Genomic DNA, 21,901 nt, shown 5'->3' with positions numbered 1-21,901 from the left:
GGGAGAGTTGAGGGGCCGCCGGAAGTTGCCGCTTCCTGCGGCCCCGCTTGCATCTCAGGCCGCCGTCTCGCCGACGACGGGAAGGGCGAGCTGGTCGGAGTCGGCCACCTGCTCGGCGTGCATGCGCTCGCAGTCGGCCAGGTACCGGGCGGCAGCATCGAAGATGCGCCGGGCGGTCTCCACATCGTTCGCGGTGGCCGGTCCGGCCCCGGTCGTGGAGACCGAGACATACGCCTCGTCGGACTCCAGGACCAGGTACGGCCGCCCCGACTCCAGCTTTCGAACGTCGGCGCGAAGGCCGGGGGTGTAGAACCCGACGTTCACGCGTGGCCGCTCGTCCGAGGTGATGGCGATGGTGAGGTAGGTGTAGGCATCCGGCGTCATCGGACCGCCACCCCCTCACCGTTCGGGAGACCGTGGAACATCCGCTCCACCGATCGGGCGAACGAGGCCGCCTCACGCGCCAGGCAGCGGGCGAACTCCAGGTCATCGACGGTGATTCGGTCTCCGGCGGAGGTGGTGACGAGCACCTGGACGCCGCCGAAGACCAGCCCGAGGACGGGCGACCGCTGCGGGTACGGATGGTTGGCCGCCGACGCGCCCGGCCCGGTCTTGAGGTTGATCGTGCTGACCGGCGGCACGGTACGCCGCCCCGTCATGCCGCGTCCTTCGCCTGAGCAGCAGCCCGGCCACCGACAGTGCGGGGAGCCCGCATCTCCCGCACCCGGATCGAGTAGGCCAGACGACCCGCCTGGTTGACGTACGGCGTGACGCTGATCCCGTCGAACTCCACGGGCGTGAACGGCAGGCCCGCCATGGGGGCCGGCGGCGCCGGCTGGACGGGGGCCAGGATCTTGACAGCCACCGTCTTCTGCGCGGGCTTCAGGGTCGGGTCGGCGTCCATCACGGCGACCTGCCAGACGAGTTCTCCCGTCTGCTTGTCCCGCGCCTGGACGAACCGGCCGTTGGTCGATGCGTCGAAGTCCTTGACCTGCTCGACTTCCCCGACGACGTAGCAGCCGTGGGGGAAGACCATGTCGAAGGTCACTGGGATGGGTCCTTGTAGTGCCATGAGACATCTCCTTCTCTCGCTTTCTCGACAACTCGTATTGTCGAGCTGTCTTGAGAGTACCCACCTTCTCCGTACTCGACAAGTCGAGTTGCTGAGAATCTTGGCGTGTTGCCTGCGTACGCTCAGCGGCATGACCGCAAATGACCCGAAGCAGGCGGAATCCAGCGGCCTCACGTGGGTGAGCACCTTGGGCGGCCCGCACATCCTCGTGCCGCAGTCAGCACTCCCGTACTGGCACGGAACACCCAGGAACTACCCCGAGGACGAAGGCGACTACGGCCGTGCCTGCTCCGTCCAGTCGTACATCGGGCTGATCGACGTCGGCCCGTCCCAATCGTTGGTCGTGGCAGGCGTACTCGGCACTACGACCTACCTGCCGGAAAGAAACGTGATCATCCAATGGGTACAGACGCGATCAGCCGAACGCTACGCGCAGGAGGCGAGCGCCCTCGCGAAGGCGGTCGTCGAGATCATCGATGCGGGTACCGTGCCTGAGGACGAAGAGGTGACGTGGACGGTGGAAGAGCCGTTGATTCTCTTCGACTCCGTTTACGGGCATGAGGACGTCACATCCGAGGACCATCTGTGGATCGACCTGATACCCGGCCAGTACAAGGTCCGAGCCGCTTACGTCGAACTGCCAGAAGAGCAGATTGTGCTCGTACGGCTGAACCTGTCCGCAGCCGCTGCAGCTCAGAGGGAGTAGGCGTCTTCCAGTTCGTGCAGGTCGCCGGGGAGGACCAGGTCCACGATGAGGGCGGGTCGCCCGCCGCCGTTGTAGACGCTGGCCAGCACGCCGAGGACGGGTGCGGTCTTACGGAGTTCCAGGAGTTTGGCTTCTTCCGCTGAGGGGTGCCGTGCGCTGAGCCGTTCCGCGACGTGTTCGAGCTTGAGGCCCTTGGTGTGCTGGAGATGCTGCCGGATGCCGGCGGTGAGCGGTTCAGACTGGCCCAGGTCGGTACCTTCGGCCAGTTCCACCGGGCACCAGATGGTGACGAGGTCGACCGGCCGGTCAGCATCGCGGAACAGGACGCGTCGCATCATGACCGGCGACTTCTCGGCGATGCCGAGGAGCTTGGCGACGCTCGCGGGGGCCGGGTGCTCACCGACGCTTACCGGGCACCCGTTCTCGTCGGCTTCCGCCCGGTCGAGTACGGCCCGGCCGGGTCGGGAGGCTTCCTCAGCTGCGGCCGGCGGCGTGGTCTTCACGAAGGAGCCTTTGCCGTGCTCGCGCTCGATCACGCCCCGAAGCTGGAGCACTTGGAGAGCGCGAACGACGGTGGGCCGGCTGACGTGAAACTCGTTGATGAGTTGCGTCTCCGACGGCAGGAGCGAGCCGGGAGGATAGGTGCCGTCCGCGATGCGTCGCCGGATGGCCTGGACGATCTGCGCGTACTTCGGCGGGGCGTACTCTTCGGACGACATGACGACTTCCCTACAACTCGACTTGTCGTCAGCTTAGCTATCCGTCCTGATTCTGTCTGCCCCGTGGAAAGCTGAAGGCGCGACGGCGCGGGAGTTTCCTCACTGCCCTGAGGACTCGACCACGCCGCCGCGCCCGTTCACCCGCACCTGACCGGCCAGCATCGCCGCCCAGGTGAGCCATGCTTGTCGCAGCGGCCACCGGTGCGTCTCGGCGATCACCGGCGCACGCTCGTCCTGGATCGTCTTCCTGATGAAGGCGACCCCGCCCGACTGGATCAGCTCGAAGAAGATCGCCAGGCAGTCGCAGGTCCAGGCCAAAACGAGCTCTCGGCTGGTGGGCATGGGAGCGAACCATACGAGTGCTTCGGCGTCGGCCTGGGGGCGCGGCAGGTGTGGACTCAGATGCCGGGCGGTCATGCGCCGCCGTCCTCGATGTACCGGGAGTAGGGGTGCGTGCGGCGCAACTCCTCCCGCAGCAGGGCCACCCGCCGAGCGGTGGTGACGATGTCGTGCACGGGGGCGAAGGCGAACACGAGTCGGCCGCTGGCCGAGCGCCGCCCTGTCGACCAGCGGAACCACCGGCCGTTGGTCCACACGAGCAGGTCAACCCAGACCGACAGGAACGCCACGCCGTGTCCGGCATGAACGTCAGTGGGGATGCCGTGCCCGATGGACAACTCGGCGGACAGCAGCCCGGCCGCGCGCTCAGCGGTCAGCGGCACCTCGGGCGGCAGCGAAGGAGATGCGATCTGGTCGAGCCAGCGGGTAGCCATCGGCCTCACTCCTCCGGCACCATGCCGGAGCCCTGGCAGCCCAGGCACTCGACCGTGACCCGCTCACCCGCCACGGTCTCGCCGGCCCCTTGTTCGGCCGCGACGACACCGCGCCGGGGACTGGCGTATTTCCAGCCCCGCCCTCCGCACAACCCACACTGACCAGCCATGATCCAACGATTGCCCGGCGGCCTGTCGCGTCTCGACCGCGTGCATGTCCCGCCTGGGCGCGTCCTGTCTCGCTTCGTCTCGTCTTTGTCTCCCCGTGATCCGCATCCCTGGTTAACCTGGGCCTACAAGGGCTCCCCAACCCCGAGGGCGCGGATGATGACCGAGCAACCGATCATGCTGAAGTCGCTCCTACGCCAGCGCCACTGGCAGACCTACAGCACCTTCTGCCGCGAGTACGACAAGGCCGCCAAGAAGGTCGACCCCGCCCTCGCGGGCAGGTGGCCCAGCCGCGCCCAGCTCCACCGCTGGCTGTCCGGCGAACTCAAGGGCCTGCCCTACGCCGATCACTGCCGGGTCCTGGAGGCGATGTTCCCCGGCCTGACCGCCCAGGAGTTGTTCTCCGCCGAAACCGCAGCGGCAGCGGCAGTACCGGCACCGAGGAGCACCCAAGACAACACCGCTCCCGCGCCCGACCCGTGCGAGGACGCCCGCTTCGCCGACGTGACGGCCGTCTTCAGCAGCCGGTCCGCGTTCAGCGCCGCCTACCCGCCCGCGTCCCTGTTCGACGACGCCAAGGAGATCAACGCCTGCGGCCTATCGCTCAATGTGATCTGCCAGAGCTACCCCGACCACCAGCTCACCCGGCTACTTGAGAACGGCACCCGCATCCGCTGCCTGTTCCTGGACCCCAAGGGCGAGGCCATCAAGGCCCGCGAACGCGAAGAGCACTACACCGACGGCACCCTCCAGACGTTGACGGCGCTCAACATCAGCATGCTCACCCGGCTCCGCGACCGGCTCGACCCCGAGGCCGCTGAACGGCTAGAGATCCACGTCTACGACGAGACGATCCGCTTCAACATCCTGATCGTGGACGGCTCGACCTGCGTCGTACAGCCCTACCTACCGGCAGCCCGCGGAGTCGACTCACCTACGCTCGTCATCACCGACAACACCGCCGCCGACGGACTGTTTCCCGTCTTCGACCAGGTCTTCACCTCTATGTGGGAGCGGAGCAAACCCGTATGACCCTTGACGCCCGCGCGCTACTGCCCATAGCTGAGCAGGCCGTCACCATCGCCAGCCAAATCATCACCACCAAGCTCCCCGGCATCGTCACCGCCAAAGGCGACCGCGACATGGTCACCGAAGTGGACTACGCCGTCGAGCACGCCCTACGCGACTTCCTATCCCGAGAGACCCCGGAGATCGGGTTCCTCGGCGAAGAGGAAGGAATCACCCATGCCGGCGACGGCCTCATGTGGGCACTCGACCCACTCGACGGCACCGCCAACTTCACCCACGGCATCCCCCTCTGCGGCACCTCCCTGGGCCTGATCGACCACGACCGCTCCATCCTCGGCGTGATCGACCTTCCCTTCCTCGCCACCCGCTACGCCGCAGCCGAAACGGCCGGCGCCACCGCCAACGGCCACCCCATCAGTGCCAGCACCACCGACGCCCTGGAGGCCGCCATCGTCTCCGTCGGCGACTACGCCGTAGGCAAGGGCGCCGAGGCCAAGAACCGCGTCCGCCTCCCACTCAACTACCAGCTCGCCACACGCGTTCAGCGCGTTCGCATGTTCGGCTCCGCCGCCGTGGATCTCGCATGGGTCGCCGAAGGCAAGACCGACGCCTGCATCATGCTGTCCAACAACCCCTGGGACACCGCCGCAGGCGTCCTCATCGCCCGCGAAGCCGGAGCCACCGTCACCGACATCGACGGCACCCCCCACACGATGAGGGCCCGAGCCACCATCGCCGCAGCCCCGAAAATCCTCGCCGACCTCGTCGAACTGGTCGCAGGAGCCGAGAAGGACGCAGACCGTACGGCCTAGCCTGCCGGCCTTGTGATCGCTGCCGCAGACTGTACGCCTCAACAGGATACATAAACGTACGCAACGGGCGTTTTGGTGCATATGCGACACTTTTGCACTGAGGCCTGCGGTGTACGCTCTGGAACGATATAAGGCGATAAGGAGCAGGAGCCTGGAATGCCCTTGCCACTGCTTCTGCTAGTCGGGGCGGTCGGATTTCAGAGAACGTAGGGAGAACCAGTGGCTCGGCGGCGTTCCCTCGCGGCAACGATTGCACAGATGCAGCGGGAGGCAGCTCGCGCTCAGGCGCAGCAGATCAGAGCTCAGCAGGCAGCCCAACGCAACGCCGAACGGGCCAGAGCCGCCTACGCTCGTGCCCAAGCTGCGGAGGAGAAGGAACGCAAGCGGCTCTACCAGGAGTCCCGCGCTGCTGATGTCGCAGCGATGAACGAGGCCTTGGAGCTCCGCATGCAGGCGCTCGCCACGATTCTGCAGGCTACCCTGCAGGTCGATGACCACATCGACTTCGAGTCGCTCAAAAGACCCGCCACGATCCCAGCCTGGCAGCATAGACACCTAGAAGTTCCCACTCCGGCACCGCAGTGGGAGCAGTTCGCGCCAGCTGAGCCGACGGGCGTGGGAAAGCTATTCGGTAAGTCGAAGTACCAGCAGGCGTTAACCGCTGCGCAGGGGAAGTTCCAGCAGGCCACGGCACAGCATCAGGCACAGGAGCGCGCCCGAACCCAGGCATTGGCGGAAGCGAGGGCCGCCTATGAAGGCATGGTGAGCGCCAGGAAGGCTGACGCCGCTCGACAGCACGCCGAGATCGATGCCTTTCGTAACGAATACGAGTCGGGCGACCCGGACGCGGTCGTCTCCTACTACGACATGGTCTTACAGCGTTCGAGCTACCCTGACGGCTTCCCTCAGCACTTCAAGATTGCTTTTGTTCCGGAGTCGCGGCAACTGGTCGTCGAGTATGAGCTACCAACTGTAGACATCGTGCCTGCAGTTAAGCAGCACCGGTACGTGAAGAGCACAGACTCCATCAACGAATCACCCCGCCCAGCTACGCAAATCAAGAGCACCTATGCAGCCGCAATCGCTCAGGTCGCGCTCAGGACAGTCCACGAATTATTCGAAGCTGATCGTGGACGGCACTTGGACGTAGTTGTATTCAATGGCGTCGTTGACACGATCGATCCAGCCTCGGGACAGAAGATCCGTCCGTGCCTGATCACGCTTCGCACCACCCGTGACACTTTCGGAGCGCTCGACCTTGCGCATGTTGACCCGCTCAAGTGCCTTCAGCACCTGTCTGCAGGAGTTTCCAAGAGCCCCGTAGAACTTACGCCGGTCCGCCCGGTGCTCGAGTTCAACATGGTGGATGCCCGCTTCGTGGAGGAGTCTGACGCTCTGTCGATTGTTGACAGTAGGCCCAATCTCATGGACCTTTCCCCCGGAGAGTTCGAAGCGCTGATCCAAAACCTTTTCACAAAGATGGGCCTCGAAGCGCGACAGACACGAGCTTCACGAGATGGCGGCGTCGATTGCATTGCCTACGACCCTCGCCCCATCTTCGGAGGGAAGGTAGTGATTCAGGCGAAGCGCTATAAGAACACCGTGGGAGTATCGGCGGTCCGCGATTTGTTTGGCACACTACAAAACGAGGGTGCAAGCAAGGGCATCCTTGTGACGACAGCCGGATATGGTCAAGCGTCATTCGAATTTGCAAAGAATAAGCCGATCGAGCTGATTGACGGCGCCAACCTTCTCTACCTACTTGAGGAACACGCTGGAGTACAGGCAAAGATAGTTCCCCCGGATGAGTGGCGCGATCCCGCGTAGGCTCAAGCACCTCCGCAAGGGCCCGCGCTTGTCGTTCTGCGACCTATACGGAAGCCTGCACACGTCATGTCTAGTCCCACAACATGATTGACAGTTCTGTCCCACCACATGCTTGACGGGCACCCTAGGAAACATGACCGGCCTTGCGGGGCCGGGCCGCTTTGACGCTGCGGACGGGTTGAGTGGTGGTGCGGCGGACCACGCGGGTGTCGTCGGGCAGTTCGATCGTCAGCGTGGTGTCGCTGACGTGCACCGTGACGATCGCGCGGGCGTGGATGCGTCCGAGGGCGACCTTCTGCCCGACGACCATGATGACGCCGCTGTTGCTGGCGACCCGCTGCACCGTGACCGGCTCGGCCGAGGGCCTCGGTGGCGGCCCAGCCGGGCGGGCGTCGCGTAGATGCCGCACCCGGTCCCAGCTGATCGGATTAGGCCGGGTCCGGAGCAGCTCCCGGGTGTCGGGGTCGAAGAACATCAACGTGTGCTCCTCGATCCGGACGGTCACCCGACGGCCGCCCAGGATCTCGGCGGCCAGCACGACGCGTCCGGCCAGGCTGACCGTGCCCGAGCGGCTGACGGTCCGATCCACCTCCACCGCCGTTCCCGGCTCGGCGGGCGGCAGCGGCGCCGGCCCGGCTGCGCGTCCCCCGGCGGCGGCGAGTTTGGCCAGGTCGGCGTTCGACAGGTGCGAGCGGAAGCTCTTGATCCGCACCCCGGCGACCAGCAGGTGGATGACGTCGGTGCCAGCCCAGAACGTCACCATCACCCCGGCCCGGTCCGGGCCGAGCCAGAACTGGCGTCCCGCCACGAACATGTTGCCGCTGGCCGGAACGACGCGATCGAACTCCACCGGCCCGCCCGACCACCGCCTGGGCGGCTCCTGGCCGGCGACCGGAGGAGTGTCCCGTTGATCCGGAACCTGGACCGGTGCGGGGATCTGTGGTGCTGGTGCCGGCTGCGGCGGGGCGGCCTGCCCGTCGACCGCCTTGAGCGCGCCGGGCAGCCGCAGCGGCAGCAGCTCCTCCCAGGGGTCGGCCGCAGGGGTGAACCGCTCGGCTGGACAGGCCATGCCGATCGCCTGATGCGGCCGCCGGGTGTTGTACTCGATCACCCACGCGTCTAAGGCGGCCTGCGCCGCCGCCAGGTCCTCAAACGGCACCCCGTCATCGAGCAGTTCGCGGCGCAGCGTCTGATGGAACCGCTCGACCTTCCCCGTCGTGGTCGGCGAACGCGGCTGAGTCAGCCGATGCGCGATGCCGTTGTCCCGGCAGATCCGGTCGAACAGCACCTCCCCGCCCTTGCCGAACCGGTCGGTGAACTGCTTGCCATTGTCCGTCAGCACCTCCTCCGGCACCCCGAACCTCTGCAGCGCCTGGGCGAAGGCCAGGCACACCGCCCGCCCGGTCGGACGAGCCACCACAGAGGCGATCACGCAGTAGCGGGAATGGTCATCGACCCCGGTGACGACCTTCGCCTCAGTGCCGTCGGCCAGGAACACCCCACCGACGATGTCCATCTGCCACAACTGCATCGGCGCAGGCCGCTCCCACCGCAGGTAGTCCTCCCGGCGTTTGCGCCGCTGCCGCGGATTCACCAGGCCGTGACGCACCAGCGCCCGATACACCGCCATCCGCGACGGCACCGGATCCACCCCCAGGCGCTTTGCCTCGTGCACCAGCCGGACAGGACCCCACCGCGGATGCTCGCGCCGCAGCTCACACACCATCACCTCCACCTCCGCCGATAACTGCGACGGCGACGACTTCGGACGGCGGGAACGGTCGACCAACCCCGACAAACCGGATTCCCGATAGCGGCGCAGCCAGGAATGCATCGTCTGCCGCGACACCCCGACCTGAGCGGCGGTCTCGCTCACACTCGCCCCGGCGAGGACCGCCAAAACCGCCCGATAACGCTGCTCGACAACGGACAAATCGACCAGGGCCAATCCCGGCCTCCCGACGCGCGCCACCCGCAAACGACGCACGAAAGATCGACCGAAAACGGCACCCGTCAAACATGTCCTGGGACTGATGTGTCAAGCATGTCGCGGGACAGGACAGCCTGCACACGTCAGTTTTGCCGAGTTGTGCTTGTAGGTATCAAGGGCGGCGCTCCGCGCCGCCTCGCGGCCCTACGCCCGGCCGCACGCTGCGCGTGCGGCCTGGAGGCCGTTCTCGCGCGCGGCCGGCTCCAGGCCGCTGCCAGAGATGATTCCCTCCTACTTCTCATCGCCGTTGCCCGTCGACTGGCCTGGTGCATCACCCTCAAGAGATCGGTCAAGACTCCTGAATGCTGGCCCTATGCTTCGCGGCGCGACTTAGCAGGAAATCACTGAAACGCTGAGCCTTCGTGGCCCTTTCCAGAATAACTCCGTTGGCTTTCAAGTAACCAGCTGACCAGTCTTTCAAGGCTTGAAATAGCACGGATACTTCCTCGCCTGACATGGAAGCGTCTTCTAGAGCAAGCCTACGAAGTTGCTGAGGGCTTCTCAGTGGCCCGCCATAAAGATGTTCGGCTACAAGCATGGACAAATGGAATCGCAAGTTACTCTTCTGGGAAACTGTCGCGTCAGCGGCTTCTGACACGATAAAAGCGTCGATCTGTCGCTGAGTTTTTGCCGCCCAGAAGTAGATCTCCAGGTCTATTGAAGAGTTGAACACAGATCTATAGTCGTCATCGTTCTTAAGTAGTGACGACGGCTTCCCGCGCGACTTGTCTGGCCGGGACAGTCCCATGGCTGTTATTGCCGCGCCCACGAGTGAGATGCTAACAATCTTCGAAGTATCTCTGCCGTCATTCTTGTAGAAATTCTTTCTACGGTCATAGTACCACCCTTTGGTAAGAAAGTAGTTCTCAATGTTACGTTGCACTTCGTCGGTCGCTCTTAGTGACGCGTCAGTGACAGTTGTTTGCCTATTTGTGGCCCTGATGACCTGGTCGCGTGTGAGTGAATCGGTGGTTACGATAATACGCACGAGAAGCATACGGTCTTCGATGTGCTCCGGCGGATTCACCTTCAGCGTGTCATAGATTTCGTGACTGGTTTGAAGTCCATTAACAATCTGGATGTTCGACAGCGAATATGTCTTGCCGGCACTCGTGGCATCACTGCAGATGATAGTGACGCCATTGTTCAGCCACCAGAATTGGGGACTCCCTGGATTCGCCAAAGACTTTCGGATCTCCTGATTGACCGAGACATTTCCTTGATAGTCTCGCACATTCATCTCAAAGAGATGTCGTCGCAGGCGCCCATTCTCGTCTACGATAAGGTCGTAGTAGTCCTTTAGGCCGACAAGTGCTATGTGAGATTGTCCGCTGGTAACGCTTTCTTGGTAGCGCATTGGGAGTGTGTATGACGGCCTCTCGTTGTATTTCGCCAGAAGCTCCACATCTCCGAGCAGTTCTACAGTTAAATGGCGCGCGTCAGGTACCGCCATCAGAACGACATGCTTTAGCGCAAGCAGCTTGGCTTCAACCTGCGGGTTTACACCCTTGCGGTCGCCGGGCGCTGCATATACAACGTTGACGCTAATTCGGGGACGACGCGTGAGGACCTTCTCCCAAGTGGAACGAAAGATGCCAATGCGGGCGAGAACGTCGCTGTTGTAGAGTGACGATAGTTCGTCCAACGGCTGAGAAAGGTCAAGCAGGCGGCGCAGCGAATTTTCAAGCTTATCGATTGCCTCCTCGGAGAATGCGGCCGTCCTCTTGGCTTGAATTACCCAAAGTTCTAGTGACCTATCTTGACCAAAGTCGCTCGGCTTACTACTGTCGGATACTACCTCGGAGTCCTCATCCAGCAGTGCGTCATCAAAAAACACGTAGATGGAGTCAATAGCGCCATCTTGTCCGCCTCCCACTATACCGAGCCTCACTTCTTCAAGTGATAGCCCATAGGAACGGAGGACGAGCTCTGAAGCAAATACTTCAAACGCAGTTCCGCTTGACGCGCCGGGCAGATTTTCTGCGTGCCAAGTGTCGAAAATGCGCATCAATAGCGTCTGTGCGTTACTGGGCGACTTGGCCATCATAGAAACCTCTCTTCGTCGGGCTAAGGCATCATCTCACGGAGACTGTTTCTGTAACTAGGGATCTCCGACAAGACGCCTTAGTTGTCGCTTCCCTGGTGGTGTGCGGGGTCCGAAGACCTACTGCAACATTCGGGGACCCTGGCTACGCGGTGATCACGACAAGCTTCCCCTGGCCAGTCCGCTAGGGCGGCCGACTCTTCCCTTCGAGAGAGGTGCGTGCGTCCGCAGGGGCAACAGCCCGTGTTCCCGTGCCAGATGCCACGGGAACACGGGAGGAATCGCGGATGCTCACGGGCAACCAACGAGAAAGCAGCTAATACAGCCGACGGAGACCGCTTGCGCCCCAGAGTGTTCACGAAACCGCCGAGCAGCGAGATGACGAATCCCGGGTGATCCCGTCGGAGCATCAACGAAGCTCGTCACCCGACTCTCTACTGGTCGTCATAGCGACGGGTCACCATGAACGTCGTACCGTCGAGCGCCTCGCCAATGGGAGTTACCGCCCAATCAGCCAGTTGGGCTCGCGCTTGGCTAAGATTCAGCACTTCGATGAGCTCTGAGGCCTTAGGTGGGGCTGCTCGAACGCAGCGAAGGACTGGTTCTCCAGTTGCGGGACCGTCCTCCTCCTCTGGGTCCTCGGGTATCCATTGCGCGATTTCCAACTGCCACGCGTCGTCATCATCGCTAGGCATAGGGGCGAAGATACTGAGGAAGTAGCGGCCCAGCTCGTCCTCTGGCTCATACTCGATGAAGAGCGAGCTGTCGATGATCAGGTTCGCCCGCCCGTTGTTGCATCGAGCATAGGCGTCGTAGAGAAGCCGTAGATCATCGACTGCCTGTTCAAGCCGTCTGCGGGAAGCGCCTTGTTCGAGGCGATCCAGACGGTAGCGTTCACCTTTTAGGCAGTAGGGATCGCCAAGGTAGACGTTCCCACGTCGGCTTTCGAAAGTGACGAACGGATTGTCGAACTCGCACAAGCGCGCGTCTTCCGCCTCCTCAGGGTCGAGATTCTCTGCAGCCCTGATCAGTGCGTACCCCTCCGTTTCGATCTCGGCTCTTACTGCCGTCCGAACCGGTACGGGCACCGAAGACATTGCAGCGTCCAGATCGATCAGCGCCTGGTGAAGCAGCAGCTTCACGTACTCATACCAGAGGCTGTGCGCGCCCTTCAGCAGATTCTCTCGCGCGCCCTGATCGACGAGCACGGCAAGGTGGTCGACGGGGTAGCGCGCCACACGCGCTCCGCGCTCGTCCCGCACAGCGATCGGGACGGCAGCGTAGGCGGAGATGTCGTTGAGTGCACTCACCAAAGGTGCAGCAAGCGCGATGTTCTCCACGCTCGTCACAGTCACCGACCGGACGCCGGCCGGCGCGCGATAGGTGGCCAGGATCTGCACTTTTCCGCGATTCGAGTGCTGGGAGTAGATAGTCATAGGGATGCGTCCTTTCGCCAGAAAGGACGCATCAGGTCCAATCGGCTCGGGGAGAAGAGGATGCGGTGCCTGGCCGCGCATGACGAGACCAGCGTCTTCAAGCATGTCGGCGGTGGCTCAGACCCAATTCCGAACTCCATGCCTCCCCTAAATATAGGTTGCCTTGACTTCCGGGACAACCTGTCCGAGTAACCCTCGCCCCCGGGCTAAGCCGTGACATCCTTGATACTCAATGGTTGCACCGCGGTGACCCGTGGGTTGCATGGCGACAGTGGCGGCTTCCATCATCCGGCAGCCAAATCCCGTTAACGGCCGGGCATCGGCCTGGGACCCGGTCCCGGCGGCCAGCGGTCACCGGCCGCGTGAGCGGCATGGCTGAACAAAGCTGTACTCATGTGGGGAGGCGCGGCGCTCTACCGAAGACCGCCTCAGTGAGGACATCACTATGCCCGATGAGGCGGGAGAGGAGGGGAAACAGCGGGAAGCCACAGGGCACACGATCAACGCCGTAAGCAGCGTTCCCGCAGATCGAGCGAGATTGGCGTGCGTCTTTGCAAGCAGGATGTCAGTCATGGGGTTCCGTGTCACGATCGCCTGTTAAGTGGCTGATGATGTGCGGTGGCTGGGGGCGATCGGCGGTCCGGGGCCTCGTTCCTCAGCCCCGGCCCAACGGAGCGCCGTTGGTTGCACTTTGAGTTGCAGTACGAGGCCGTCCAGGACGGTTCTAGACGGACCACGTAGGCCCGCTGACCTGCATTGAACTGTCTGGAACCATGATCAGCCGAGCTTTTAATCCGTCGGTTCAGGGTTCGAGTCCCTGGCGCCCCACCACTTAACACCCCATCTGACCTGAGGTTTCTGGGTTGAGATGGGCCTTGCGGGGAGCACGCGGATCTCGGCGTCAGCGACTTTGTCGTTCACAGCGTGGCGTGGCCGCGGTCATCCAACAGCACGGTGCGCACGCTGCCGCCCCTGCCGTGGACCCGCGCGTGCTTGTCGTCCAGGCGCAAGGTCTAGTCCTCCACGTACAACCTGCACACCTCGGATGCGCGGGCGCGCAGACGTAGGCGGTCTCGAACAGCACTCGATCACACATCCGGTCCAGCGGCACGTCCTTTCGGGGCCGTCGGGTGCAGATCGCGGCCAGCACCTTGCCGATGTCCGCCGCTGCGGCGGAGCGGGGCAGCGTGTTGGGCACCGTGACGGTGTCGATCTGGTCCATTGCGTTGGCCCGCAGAACGTGGTGGGGACCGCCCATCAGCACAAGAGGCGAGGGCGGCAGAAACAAGGCCCGGCGTCCGCGGCGTTCCCGCTCGTCGACGGCGCCACCGGAAGCCTGCCGCGCCCGACACCGAAAATCTGTGTTCACCGCAGTAGACAATCGTGGTCGCTGAGGCTACTGTTTCTCGCATCGTAAGGAAGGGTTCGGCCGGGCAGCGGAAGTACTGGCACCACGATGAACTGCCCGGAACAAGACGAAGTTGGAAGTCGAGGACAGAATGAAGGGAGTGTTGACGCCATCGGGATCGCCCGTTGCCGGCTGAGTCTCGCCGCTCGGGTACCGCAGTTCCACAGATAGGAAGGTGGTCTACGGTCACGCATCCGCGATCCCCGCATCACCGCCGCTCAGTACGGCGGATGCGGAAAACAGTGAGCCGGCCAGATGGCCGGTAGATGGTGTTGAACTCTTCGGGGCCCCGGCGCGACAGGTGCCGGGGCCCCCTGTGCGCGTGATGGAAAGGAATGTATGGATCAACCTCGCTCGGCTCCCGAGGATGACACACTCGCTCACGGCAGGACTGCGGACACGGCCGGCTCCAGTGCTGGATTGAGGGCCGAAGACCGGTTCGACGATGAGGACTACCCCGCCTACAGCATGGGCGCGGCCGCGGAGATGCTCGGTGTCAGCCCCGCGTTCCTGCGGGCACTGGGCGCCGCGAAACTGATCGAGCCGAAACGCTCCAGCGGCGGCCATCGCCGCTACTCCCGCTACCAGCTGCGGCTGGCCGCGCGCGCCCGGGAACTCGTCGATCAGGGCACTCCTGTGGAAGCCGCCTGCCGGATCATCATCTTGGAAGACCAGCTCGCCGAGGCGCTGCGCATCAACAACGGGCGCGACCGTCCGGTCGGACACCAGTAGTGCTTTGTTAGGTGATCAGGGTGGTCGCGCCTTCTGCCGCCGGCCTCGCTTTCCGGGATTTTGCGCCTTCTACCAGGCGTGATGTCGTCTCACACGCTGTCGATCACCGGTAGCGAGGAGCTGTGCGGCTGTGGTTGCCATCCCCTGCTGCCGATTCTCGTGCAGCAGGGGATGCAGCAGCCGGAAACGAATCAGGGCCCGCACCAGTGAAGGTGCGAGCCCTGATACGTCGCGCTATTTGTCATTCGGGAACGATGTTCTCGGCCTGCGGGCCCTTCTGGCCCTGGGTGACATCGAAGGCCACCCTCTGGCCATCGCGCAGCTCGCGGTAGCCGCCCTGAGAGATGATGTTCGAGTAGTGCGCGAAGACGTCGGCGCCGCCGCCGTCCTGCTCGATGAAGCCGAAGCCCTTTTCGGCGTTGAACCACTTCACGGTGCCAGTAGCCATTTCGATCTCCTCTTGATAGGCGTAGCCGGAATCCGCACTGTCACGAATTCCGCGTTGTCGCGATAGGCCCACACCCGGAGAAGACCGGCAAACAAAAAATGCACCTGAGGCTACATACCGTCAGGTGCACACAAGTTCATTATGGGTACCACAACTGCAACTGCGTCCAAGCTAGCACACGTGAGGCGTGATACGCATACCCCGCCGCTGTCCGCCTGGATGAGTCGCGCTCCAGCACGGGGTGCGCTACCTGCCGGTCCGGCCCCTGGTCATCCGCCGCCGCGCAGCTACAGGTTCAAACAGGGCCCTTCGCGATGGCTCAGAAGCTGCTGATCCGTGTCGTGGTGTACGGGGCGAGCCGAGCCGCCACCACATGCCTGAAGTTGACCAAGTAGGTGAATGTGCCCGGCTCTCCCTCGTGGGAAATCTGGAGGGACACCACAGTGCCCTGTTCCATCCAGCTGATGAGTTTCTCGGCTGTGGGCATCGTGCCGTGCACGCGGAGGATCAGTTCCTTTTCCTTGCCGACGCTGAGTAAGTAGAGCAGCCCCGAGGGGGCGTCCATGGCCATACGATCCTCCTTGAATCAGGGACGGCGGCCCGGTCCGCATCGGTATTCCCGCGATTCCCCGGGCGTAGCCGGATCCCAGCGCCGTGCCTGCGACGGGAATCCGCGTCGCCGCTTCCCAGGCTTCTGGAGCCGCGCGTCACAGGTTCGGGCACCGGGACCCGGCCGCCTACCAGTCCGTTACCTGTCCTGGATCGCTTGCTGTGCCTTCGTGGCCCCTGTCTGCGGGTCCCGGACGCGGGCACCGGGTACACGTCGTACGGATAGCCGTTCGTGGCCTGGGTCCTCGATCGTTGCCGTTCCCTCGGAAGGCTCTGTCTGTGATCCTTATGCGTGCGTCCGCATCCCCTGCGGTCCTCCTGCGCCGGCTGGCGACAGCCGCGCACTGGCTGACGTCGCCACTGCTTCCCGAAGACTACTTCGAGTTGATCAATCCGCTCTGGGCGGCCGGGGAGTTGTGCGGCCGGGTCGAGGTGGTGCATGCGGAAACCGCCGATACGGTGACCCTGGTGATCCGCCCGGGGCGGGGCTGGGTCACGCACCGCCCCGGCCAGTGGGTCCGGATCGGCGTCGACATCGACGGGCGGCGTCACTGGCGCACCTTCTCCCTGTCGTCGGCCCCAGGCAGATCCGGTGGTCGCGTCACCGTCACGGTCAAGGCCGTACGCGGCGGGCTCGTCTCCAGTCACCTCGTACAGCGGACGGCGCCAGGGACGGTGCTCAGGCTGGGCCGGCCCGAGGGGACGTTCGTCCTCCCGGAGCCACCGCCCCCGCGCCTGCTGTTCGTGACCGCCGGGAGCGGCGTCACCCCCGTGATGGCCATGCTGGACAGCCTGCTGCCCGGTTTTCCGGCCGTGACGGGGCCGGACGTCGTGCTGGTCCATTCGGCGCCGACACCCGGTGACGTCATCTTCGGCGGGCGGCTTCGGAGCCTGGCCGCACGGTGTCCGCGGCTGCGCCTGTACGAACGGCACACGCGCTCTGAGGGACGGCTGCGGCCCGCGGATCTGGCCCGGCTCTGCCCGGACTGGACGGAGCGGTCCGTCTGGGCGTGCGGGCCGCCGGCCATGCTCGATGACATCGCCGCGTACTGGACCGGGCCCGCGGGCGGGCTCCATGTCGAGCGCTTCAGTCCGGTGCCGGCGGCGGCAGCGGGTTCGGGGGGACGCGTCCGATTCACCAGGAGCGGCCGAGAAGCCGAGGCCGACGGCGAGACGCCCTTGCTGGCCGTCGGTGAGAGCGCGGGGGTGCTCATGCCGAGCGGCTGTCGCATGGGCATCTGCTACGGATGCGTCGCGCGCCTTCGCTCCGGTCAGGTACGTGACGTACGAACCGGCCAGGTGCACGGAGACGCAGGGGAGATGATCCAGCCCTGCGTATCGGTGGCGGCCGGCCCTGTCGAGATCGAGCTGTGAAGGGAACAGACATGTCTGCCACATTCCATCCGGCCTCTGCCGACACCGAAAGGTTCGGCCGCGAGCTGGACAAGATCCGCGACGAGGTGCTCGCGAGCCTCGGCGAGCGGGACGCGGCTTACATCCGGGGTCTCATCGCCGTCCAGCGCAAGCTGGAGCTGGGCGGAAGAGCGCTGTTGTTCGCCTCCTGGTTGCCTCCCGCCTGGGCCGTCGGGACGGCGGCGCTGGCGGCCGCGAAGATCCTGGAGAACATGGAAATCGGTCACAACGTCCTGCACGGCCAATGGGACTGGATGCGGGACCCGAAAATCCATTCGACCACATGGGAGTGGGACACCGCCTCCCCCGCCGACCAGTGGAAACACTCCCACAACTTCGTCCACCACACCTGGACGAACGTCCTCGGCAAGGATCGCGACATCGGCTATTCGGTGGTGAGAATCAGCCCGGAGCAGCGATGGCATCCGATCTATCTCGCCCAGCCGTTCTACAACGCGCTGCTGGCCCTCTTCTTCGAGTACGGCATAGCGATCTACGATCTGGAGCTGGAGCGCATCCCGTCGGGAAGAAAGGATCCGAAGGAGGCGCTGGCCCAACTCCGCGCCGTGGCGGCCAAGATACGACGTCAGATCGTCAAGGACTACGTCGCCTTCCCGCTGCTCGCCGGTCCGGCCTTCCTGCCCGTCCTGCTCGGCAACCTGACCGCGAACATGGCACGCAACGTATGGGCGCACACCATCATCTTCTGCGGCCACTTCCCTGAGGGCGCGGAGGTCTTCACCGAGGACCGGCTCGAGAACGAGACCCGCGGCGAGTGGTACGTCCGCCAACTGCTCGGCTCGTGCAACATCGACGGCGGACGCCTCCTCCACATCATGAGCGGCAACCTCAGCCACCAGATCGAGCACCATCTGTTCCCCGATCTGCCCAGCAACCGGTACGCGGAGATCGCGCCGCGGGTCCGCGCGCTGTGCGAGCGGTTCGGCCTCCCCTACACGTCCGGCTCACTGGCCCGGCAGGCCGGCTCGGTCTGGAAGCGTGTCCTGCGGATGGCCCTGCCGGGGCCGGGCGGGCCATCGGCGGCCGAACCGCCGGCGAGGATGCTCAAGGCTGCGGCGTGAGCGCGGGCGGTTCAACCTGTGGCATGACAAAGCCCCGAGGCCGGCCAGAGTCGGGGCCGGATGGCCGTCGGATACCGGGAGCAGGCCGTAGGCCGGGCCCGTACACGATCAGCCGCCGGCGCCGACCGTGGGAAAGCGCAACGCGAGAAGGGCGACGTCGTCGGTGGTCCCGTGGGGTATGCGTCGTACGATCTCGTCGCACACGTCCTCCAGTGGGAGGTGGGCTATGGCCGCCGCCTGCGCCCGCAGCCGGGCCAGTCCGGTGGCCAGGTCGCTGCCGGGACTTTCGACGAGGCCGTCGGTGTAGAGCACGAGGGTGCTCCCAGCGGGCATCGGCTCGACGGCGTCGCGCCTGGTCGACTCGATACCCAGCCGGAGCCCGAGCAGTAGGTCCTGCCTGTGTTCCAGATAGCGGGCATGCCCGTCAGGGGTGACCAGCAGGGGCGGCGGATGCCCGGCGTTGCTCCAGCGCAACTGCCAGGGACCGTCTTCGGTGCCCTCCACACGCGCCAAGATCATCGTCGCCATGGGCACGTCCGTCACAGCCGACATCGCCTCATCCACGCGGTTGACGACCAGGCTGGGCGACACGCAGCGGTCCCACGCCAGCGTGCGCACCATGCTGCGCAACTGGGCCATCTCAGCGGCGGCCGTGATGTCGTGGCCGACCACGTCACCGATGACCAGGGCGGTGACGCCGTCGGGCAGCAGGAATGCGTCGTACCAATCACCCCCGACCTGAGACCCCACCGGGGCCGGCAGGTAGCGCGCGGCCATCTCAAGGTGGCCCACCTGCGGCAGCGGGGCCAACAGGTGACGTTGCATCATTTCGGCCACCTCGCGTTGCCGGCCGAACAGGCGCGCATTGCCCACTGCCAACCCCGCGCGCCGTCCGATGTCGGCGACCAGCGTCACATCGGTGGCGTCGAAGGGGCGGGCCGGGTCGGTGCGCGCCACGGTGAGAGCCCCCAGCACCTGCCGCTGGGTGCGTAACGGCGTGATGATCGCCGAGACCGCCCCCCGGGCAGCGAACAGCTCACGCTGCGCGGCGGCCATGCCGGAGTCTGGTTTGCCGGCGATGTCGCCGGGCCCCAGCAAGACGGTCTCGCCCCGATCCAGCACCCGCGCCAGCAGGGAACTGGAGGGCTCGGGCAGCGGGAAGCCCTGCGCCTCATTCGCAGGAGGGATCACCACCACCCGCTCCACCTCGTCATGATCGATACGCAGATCCACCACCGCCCAGTCGGCCAGTCGCGGGACGATCAGCCTGCCCAGCCGTTGCAAGGCCTCGTCGACTTCCAGAGTCTGGGTCAGCACAGAGGTGATCTCGGTGACCAGCGTCAGGCGGGCGTTGAAGTCCTCCAACATCGCCAGATGGCCGGCCTGCTGACGAGAGAGGTTCAGCCGCTCGGTGATGTCGGTGAAGACGACGATCAACCCGAGTACCTGTCCGCCCTGCAGTATCGGAGCGGCCGACAAGGAGACCGGCAGCAGGCTGCCGTCACCCCGTAAGAAAGTCGACTCTTCGCCACGCGCCGGACGATGGTGCACCAGCACCCCCATCAGCCGACAGGTGGAGCGAGGAGTCAGCCCGTCGTCAGCGCTCCTGTGCAGCAGATCGTGGGCATTGGCGCCCAGCATTTCCGCCACGGGACGGCCCAGCAACGCCGCGGCCTGCCGATTCGCCATAGTGATACGCCCGGCATGATCAGCAATATAGATACCCGCCCCCGCGCTGTCGAAGGCCGCCTGCAGCAACCTCTGATCGGGTAGCCCGACATGGCCATACGCGCTCGGCAGATGCCGCATCATCGCCGCCCTGCCTTCTTCCGGTCCATCACTGCCTACGCTCTACCCGCCGACACGCGGAGCACGCGGGGCAAAACCGCGGCCATATCGCGCAGGCCGGCTCCCGTGAAGAAGCCGGAGGGTCCCATCTCGGCGAGGCCTGGGCAATGCTCGTCGAGCAGGCCAACCATAGTGGGTCATCCCAGCGAAATGCCGCTCTCAGCGCCTGCACATCGCTTTCGACGCGACCTATCCACCGACTGTAATCACGGCACCAGTGTCAGCGAGCGCGCAGGGCCGGCGACGAACTCAATAGTCAAGGACGGTGATCAAAGTTCGGCGCTATTGACCCGAGGTGTTATTCATAGGATGACGTCATGACCCTTGATCTGTTCGCAGGAATCCCGGTGGCCGACTACGCGGTGGCCCTGAGGTGGTATGAACAGCTGCTGGGTTCCCCGCCTGGGTTCTTCCCGAACGACACGGAGGCTGTGTGGGAGCTGGCGGAGCATCGATACATGTTCATCGAGCAGCGGCCCGAGCGTGCCGGCTACGCCATGCACACGATCATCGTCGATGACCTCGATGCGCTCGTCGCGCGAATCGCCGATCGAGGACTGGACCCGGTGGAGCAGGAGACCTACTCGAACGGCGTGCGCAAGACCACGTACCGCGATCCCGACGGGAACGAGATCGGGTTCGGCGGCGCTCCACTATGACGGGCCCGGCTCGGCCTCGGTAGGGCCGGGCTCTCCCCGGCGCCACCGCGCGGCCTGACCGAGAGCGCAGACCGAGCGTCGTCGCGACTCGAGTGGCGTCCTTGCTCTCGCCATGTCACGCACAGGCGAATGCCCCGCGGCTGCGACGACTGCGCATTCGTCGACCTGAAGACCTGTCCCACCTGTCGTATGTGGCCGTGTCCCACACACCTGGCCTTGTATGAGGTTCCCCCCGTAGCACGGACACCTGTGGTGTGGTCACTCGATGGTGTCTGAGTGCAGGTAGAGGCTCTCGAACGTGACGGGGCTGTGCATTCCGATACTGGAATGACGACGGTATGGATTATACCAGCATTCGATCCATTCGAATATGGCGTTGGCGAGCTCTTCGCGGGTTTCCCAGGTCCGGGTATCGAGCAGTTCGAGCTGCATCGTCCCCCAGAACGATTCCATCATGGCATTGTCGTAACAATCGCCGACCGTGCCCATCGAGCCGAGCAGCCCGGCGTCCCGCAGACGCTTTCCAAACGCCCAGGACGTGTACTGCGTGCCGTGGTCGGAATGCAGAATAGTCGATTCCCGGTTCGGATTACGCCTCGCCACGGCCATCGCGAGCGCTCCGACTACCAGATCGGTATCCTGACGCGAATCGATGGACCAGCCGATGATGCGCCGTGAATAGGCGTCCATGACGGCCGCGCAGAACAGCCTTCCCTCGCGGCTGGGATGTTCGATGATGTCGGTCAGCCACAGCACATCGGGGGCCTCGACGGTGAAGCGGCGCTGCACCAGGTCCTCCTCGGTGGCCTGGTTCACCAGGTTGCGGCGGCCCTTGCGCCGGTAGACGCCCTGCAGGCCGGCCGCCCGCATCAGCCGCTCGACGCGCTTGCGGTTGACCTTCTCGCCCAGACCCAACGTCAGTTCGGCATGCACCCGCGGAGACCCGTAGCTGCCCCGCGATTCGGCGTGGATGCGGTGAATCATCTTCGTCAGTTCTTCGTTGCGCAGCTGTCGCGGTGGCTCGGGCCGGCCCCGCCAGTCGTAATATCCCGATGTCGATACGTTGAGGACTCGGCAGGCCACCGCGACCGGGATACCGTCGTCGGCGAGTTCACGGACCAGCGAG

Annotated in this window: 22 protein-coding genes; 8 read left to right on the top strand and 14 right to left on the bottom strand. The window is 64.6% G+C overall.

Annotated elements, in window-relative coordinates; translation table 11 throughout:
* Positions 1 to 54 precede the first annotated feature (54 nt).
* Genes HHX41_RS22065 through HHX41_RS22055 form a run of 3 tightly spaced genes read right to left on the bottom strand, consistent with a single transcriptional unit; the run spans position 55 to position 1,048 of the window.
* Positions 55 to 384, bottom strand: a complete 330-nt coding sequence (locus tag HHX41_RS22065; RefSeq protein ID WP_182907536.1) for a hypothetical protein — start codon at positions 382 to 384, stop codon at positions 55 to 57.
* Positions 381 to 659: a hypothetical protein gene (locus HHX41_RS22060; RefSeq protein ID WP_182907535.1), complete on the bottom strand. Its 279-nt coding sequence runs from the start codon at positions 657 to 659 to the stop codon at positions 381 to 383. Before HHX41_RS22060 ends, HHX41_RS22065 begins: the two co-directional genes overlap by 4 nt.
* Positions 656 to 1,048: a plasmid replication, integration and excision activator gene (locus tag HHX41_RS22055; protein ID WP_310742121.1), complete on the bottom strand. Its 393-nt coding sequence runs from the start codon at positions 1,046 to 1,048 to the stop codon at positions 656 to 658. Before HHX41_RS22055 ends, HHX41_RS22060 begins: the two co-directional genes overlap by 4 nt.
* A gap of 154 nt (positions 1,049 to 1,202) precedes the next feature.
* On the opposite strand from HHX41_RS22055, the gene HHX41_RS22050 reads away from it, so the two are divergent.
* Entirely contained in the window at positions 1,203 to 1,778 is a 576-nt protein-coding gene (locus HHX41_RS22050) for an Imm21 family immunity protein (protein WP_182907533.1), read from the top strand.
* Here HHX41_RS22050 and HHX41_RS22045 read toward each other — a convergent pair.
* From HHX41_RS22045 to HHX41_RS22030, 4 genes are all read right to left on the bottom strand, one after another.
* A complete protein-coding gene (locus HHX41_RS22045; RefSeq protein WP_182907532.1) occupies positions 1,766 to 2,497 on the bottom strand; it encodes a GntR family transcriptional regulator in 732 nt (243 codons plus the stop codon). The genes HHX41_RS22050 and HHX41_RS22045 overlap by 13 nt on opposite strands.
* Before the next feature lie 99 nt (positions 2,498 to 2,596).
* On the bottom strand, positions 2,597 to 2,839 hold the full coding sequence (locus HHX41_RS22040) for a hypothetical protein (protein WP_182907531.1): 243 nt from the start codon (positions 2,837 to 2,839) through the stop codon (positions 2,597 to 2,599).
* A gap of 71 nt (positions 2,840 to 2,910) precedes the next feature.
* Positions 2,911 to 3,270, bottom strand: coding sequence for a hypothetical protein (locus HHX41_RS22035; RefSeq protein ID WP_182907530.1), 360 nt, complete (start codon positions 3,268 to 3,270; stop codon positions 2,911 to 2,913).
* Between the two features lie 5 nt (positions 3,271 to 3,275).
* Complete coding sequence (locus HHX41_RS22030; protein WP_182907529.1) at positions 3,276 to 3,440, bottom strand: hypothetical protein; 165 nt, start codon at positions 3,438 to 3,440, stop codon at positions 3,276 to 3,278.
* Between the two features lie 157 nt (positions 3,441 to 3,597).
* Here HHX41_RS22030 and HHX41_RS22025 point away from each other — a divergent pair, with 157 nt between their 5' ends.
* The 3 genes from HHX41_RS22025 to HHX41_RS22015 all read left to right on the top strand — a co-directional run bounded on the left by HHX41_RS22025 (position 3,598) and on the right by HHX41_RS22015 (position 7,106).
* Positions 3,598 to 4,470, top strand: a complete 873-nt coding sequence (locus tag HHX41_RS22025) for a DUF5919 domain-containing protein (RefSeq protein WP_182907528.1) — start codon at positions 3,598 to 3,600, stop codon at positions 4,468 to 4,470.
* Complete coding sequence (locus HHX41_RS22020) at positions 4,467 to 5,279, top strand: inositol monophosphatase family protein (RefSeq protein WP_182907527.1); 813 nt, start codon at positions 4,467 to 4,469, stop codon at positions 5,277 to 5,279. The genes HHX41_RS22025 and HHX41_RS22020 overlap by 4 nt, the downstream gene beginning before the upstream one ends.
* 258 nt (positions 5,280 to 5,537) lie before the next feature.
* Complete coding sequence (locus tag HHX41_RS22015) at positions 5,538 to 7,106, top strand: restriction endonuclease (RefSeq protein ID WP_182907526.1); 1,569 nt, start codon at positions 5,538 to 5,540, stop codon at positions 7,104 to 7,106.
* Positions 7,107 to 7,230: 124 nt separating this feature from the next.
* On the opposite strand, the gene HHX41_RS42360 is transcribed toward HHX41_RS22015, so the two are convergent.
* The 3 genes from HHX41_RS42360 to HHX41_RS22000 form a co-directional block, all read right to left on the bottom strand.
* Entirely contained in the window at positions 7,231 to 9,039 is a 1,809-nt protein-coding gene (locus tag HHX41_RS42360) for an IS481 family transposase (RefSeq protein ID WP_396795035.1), read from the bottom strand.
* Between the two features lie 346 nt (positions 9,040 to 9,385).
* Entirely contained in the window at positions 9,386 to 11,140 is a 1,755-nt protein-coding gene (locus tag HHX41_RS22005) for an AIPR family protein (RefSeq protein WP_182907525.1), read from the bottom strand.
* A 434-nt stretch (positions 11,141 to 11,574) separates the two neighbouring features.
* Positions 11,575 to 12,576, bottom strand: a complete 1,002-nt coding sequence (locus tag HHX41_RS22000; RefSeq protein ID WP_182907524.1) for a hypothetical protein — start codon at positions 12,574 to 12,576, stop codon at positions 11,575 to 11,577.
* 1,876 nt (positions 12,577 to 14,452) lie between these two features.
* Between HHX41_RS22000 and HHX41_RS21995 the strand changes: the two genes are divergently transcribed.
* Positions 14,453 to 14,716 carry a MerR family transcriptional regulator gene (locus HHX41_RS21995; RefSeq protein ID WP_182907689.1) on the top strand — a complete coding sequence of 88 codons (264 nt, stop codon included), beginning with the start codon at positions 14,453 to 14,455 and terminating at the stop codon, positions 14,714 to 14,716.
* 241 nt (positions 14,717 to 14,957) lie between these two features.
* Here HHX41_RS21995 and HHX41_RS21990 read toward each other — a convergent pair whose 3' ends face one another.
* Together HHX41_RS21990 and HHX41_RS21985 are read right to left on the bottom strand one after the other, a co-directional pair.
* On the bottom strand, positions 14,958 to 15,164 hold the full coding sequence (locus HHX41_RS21990) for a cold-shock protein (protein WP_182907523.1): 207 nt from the start codon (positions 15,162 to 15,164) through the stop codon (positions 14,958 to 14,960).
* A 319-nt stretch (positions 15,165 to 15,483) separates the two neighbouring features.
* Complete coding sequence (locus HHX41_RS21985; RefSeq protein ID WP_182907522.1) at positions 15,484 to 15,735, bottom strand: hypothetical protein; 252 nt, start codon at positions 15,733 to 15,735, stop codon at positions 15,484 to 15,486.
* 326 nt (positions 15,736 to 16,061) lie between these two features.
* Here HHX41_RS21985 and HHX41_RS21980 point away from each other — a divergent pair, with 326 nt between their 5' ends.
* Both HHX41_RS21980 and HHX41_RS21975 read left to right on the top strand, forming a co-directional pair.
* A complete protein-coding gene (locus HHX41_RS21980; protein WP_182907688.1) occupies positions 16,062 to 17,147 on the top strand; it encodes a ferredoxin reductase in 1,086 nt (361 codons plus the stop codon).
* An 11-nt stretch (positions 17,148 to 17,158) separates the two neighbouring features.
* Positions 17,159 to 18,268 (top strand): acyl-CoA desaturase, encoded by a 1,110-nt coding sequence (locus HHX41_RS21975; protein WP_182907521.1) that lies wholly within the window; start codon positions 17,159 to 17,161, stop codon positions 18,266 to 18,268.
* 108 nt (positions 18,269 to 18,376) lie between these two features.
* On the opposite strand, the gene HHX41_RS21970 is transcribed toward HHX41_RS21975, so the two are convergent.
* Positions 18,377 to 20,080: a SpoIIE family protein phosphatase gene (locus HHX41_RS21970; protein WP_182907520.1), complete on the bottom strand. Its 1,704-nt coding sequence runs from the start codon at positions 20,078 to 20,080 to the stop codon at positions 18,377 to 18,379.
* 353 nt (positions 20,081 to 20,433) lie between these two features.
* Here HHX41_RS21970 and HHX41_RS21965 point away from each other — a divergent pair, with 353 nt between their 5' ends.
* Positions 20,434 to 20,775 carry a VOC family protein gene (locus tag HHX41_RS21965; RefSeq protein ID WP_182907519.1) on the top strand — a complete coding sequence of 114 codons (342 nt, stop codon included), beginning with the start codon at positions 20,434 to 20,436 and terminating at the stop codon, positions 20,773 to 20,775.
* A 258-nt stretch (positions 20,776 to 21,033) separates the two neighbouring features.
* On the opposite strand, the gene HHX41_RS21960 is transcribed toward HHX41_RS21965, so the two are convergent.
* Positions 21,034 to 21,901 (bottom strand): IS3 family transposase (locus tag HHX41_RS21960; RefSeq protein ID WP_182907518.1); only part of this gene is annotated, 868 nt, incomplete at its 5' end.

The organism is Microbispora sp. H13382 (assembly GCF_014161445.1).
Taxonomy (GTDB): Bacteria; Actinomycetota; Actinomycetes; order Streptosporangiales; family Streptosporangiaceae; genus Microbispora.
Note: the sequence above shows the minus strand (reverse complement) of the source record. Positions and strands in the feature narration are given on the sequence as shown.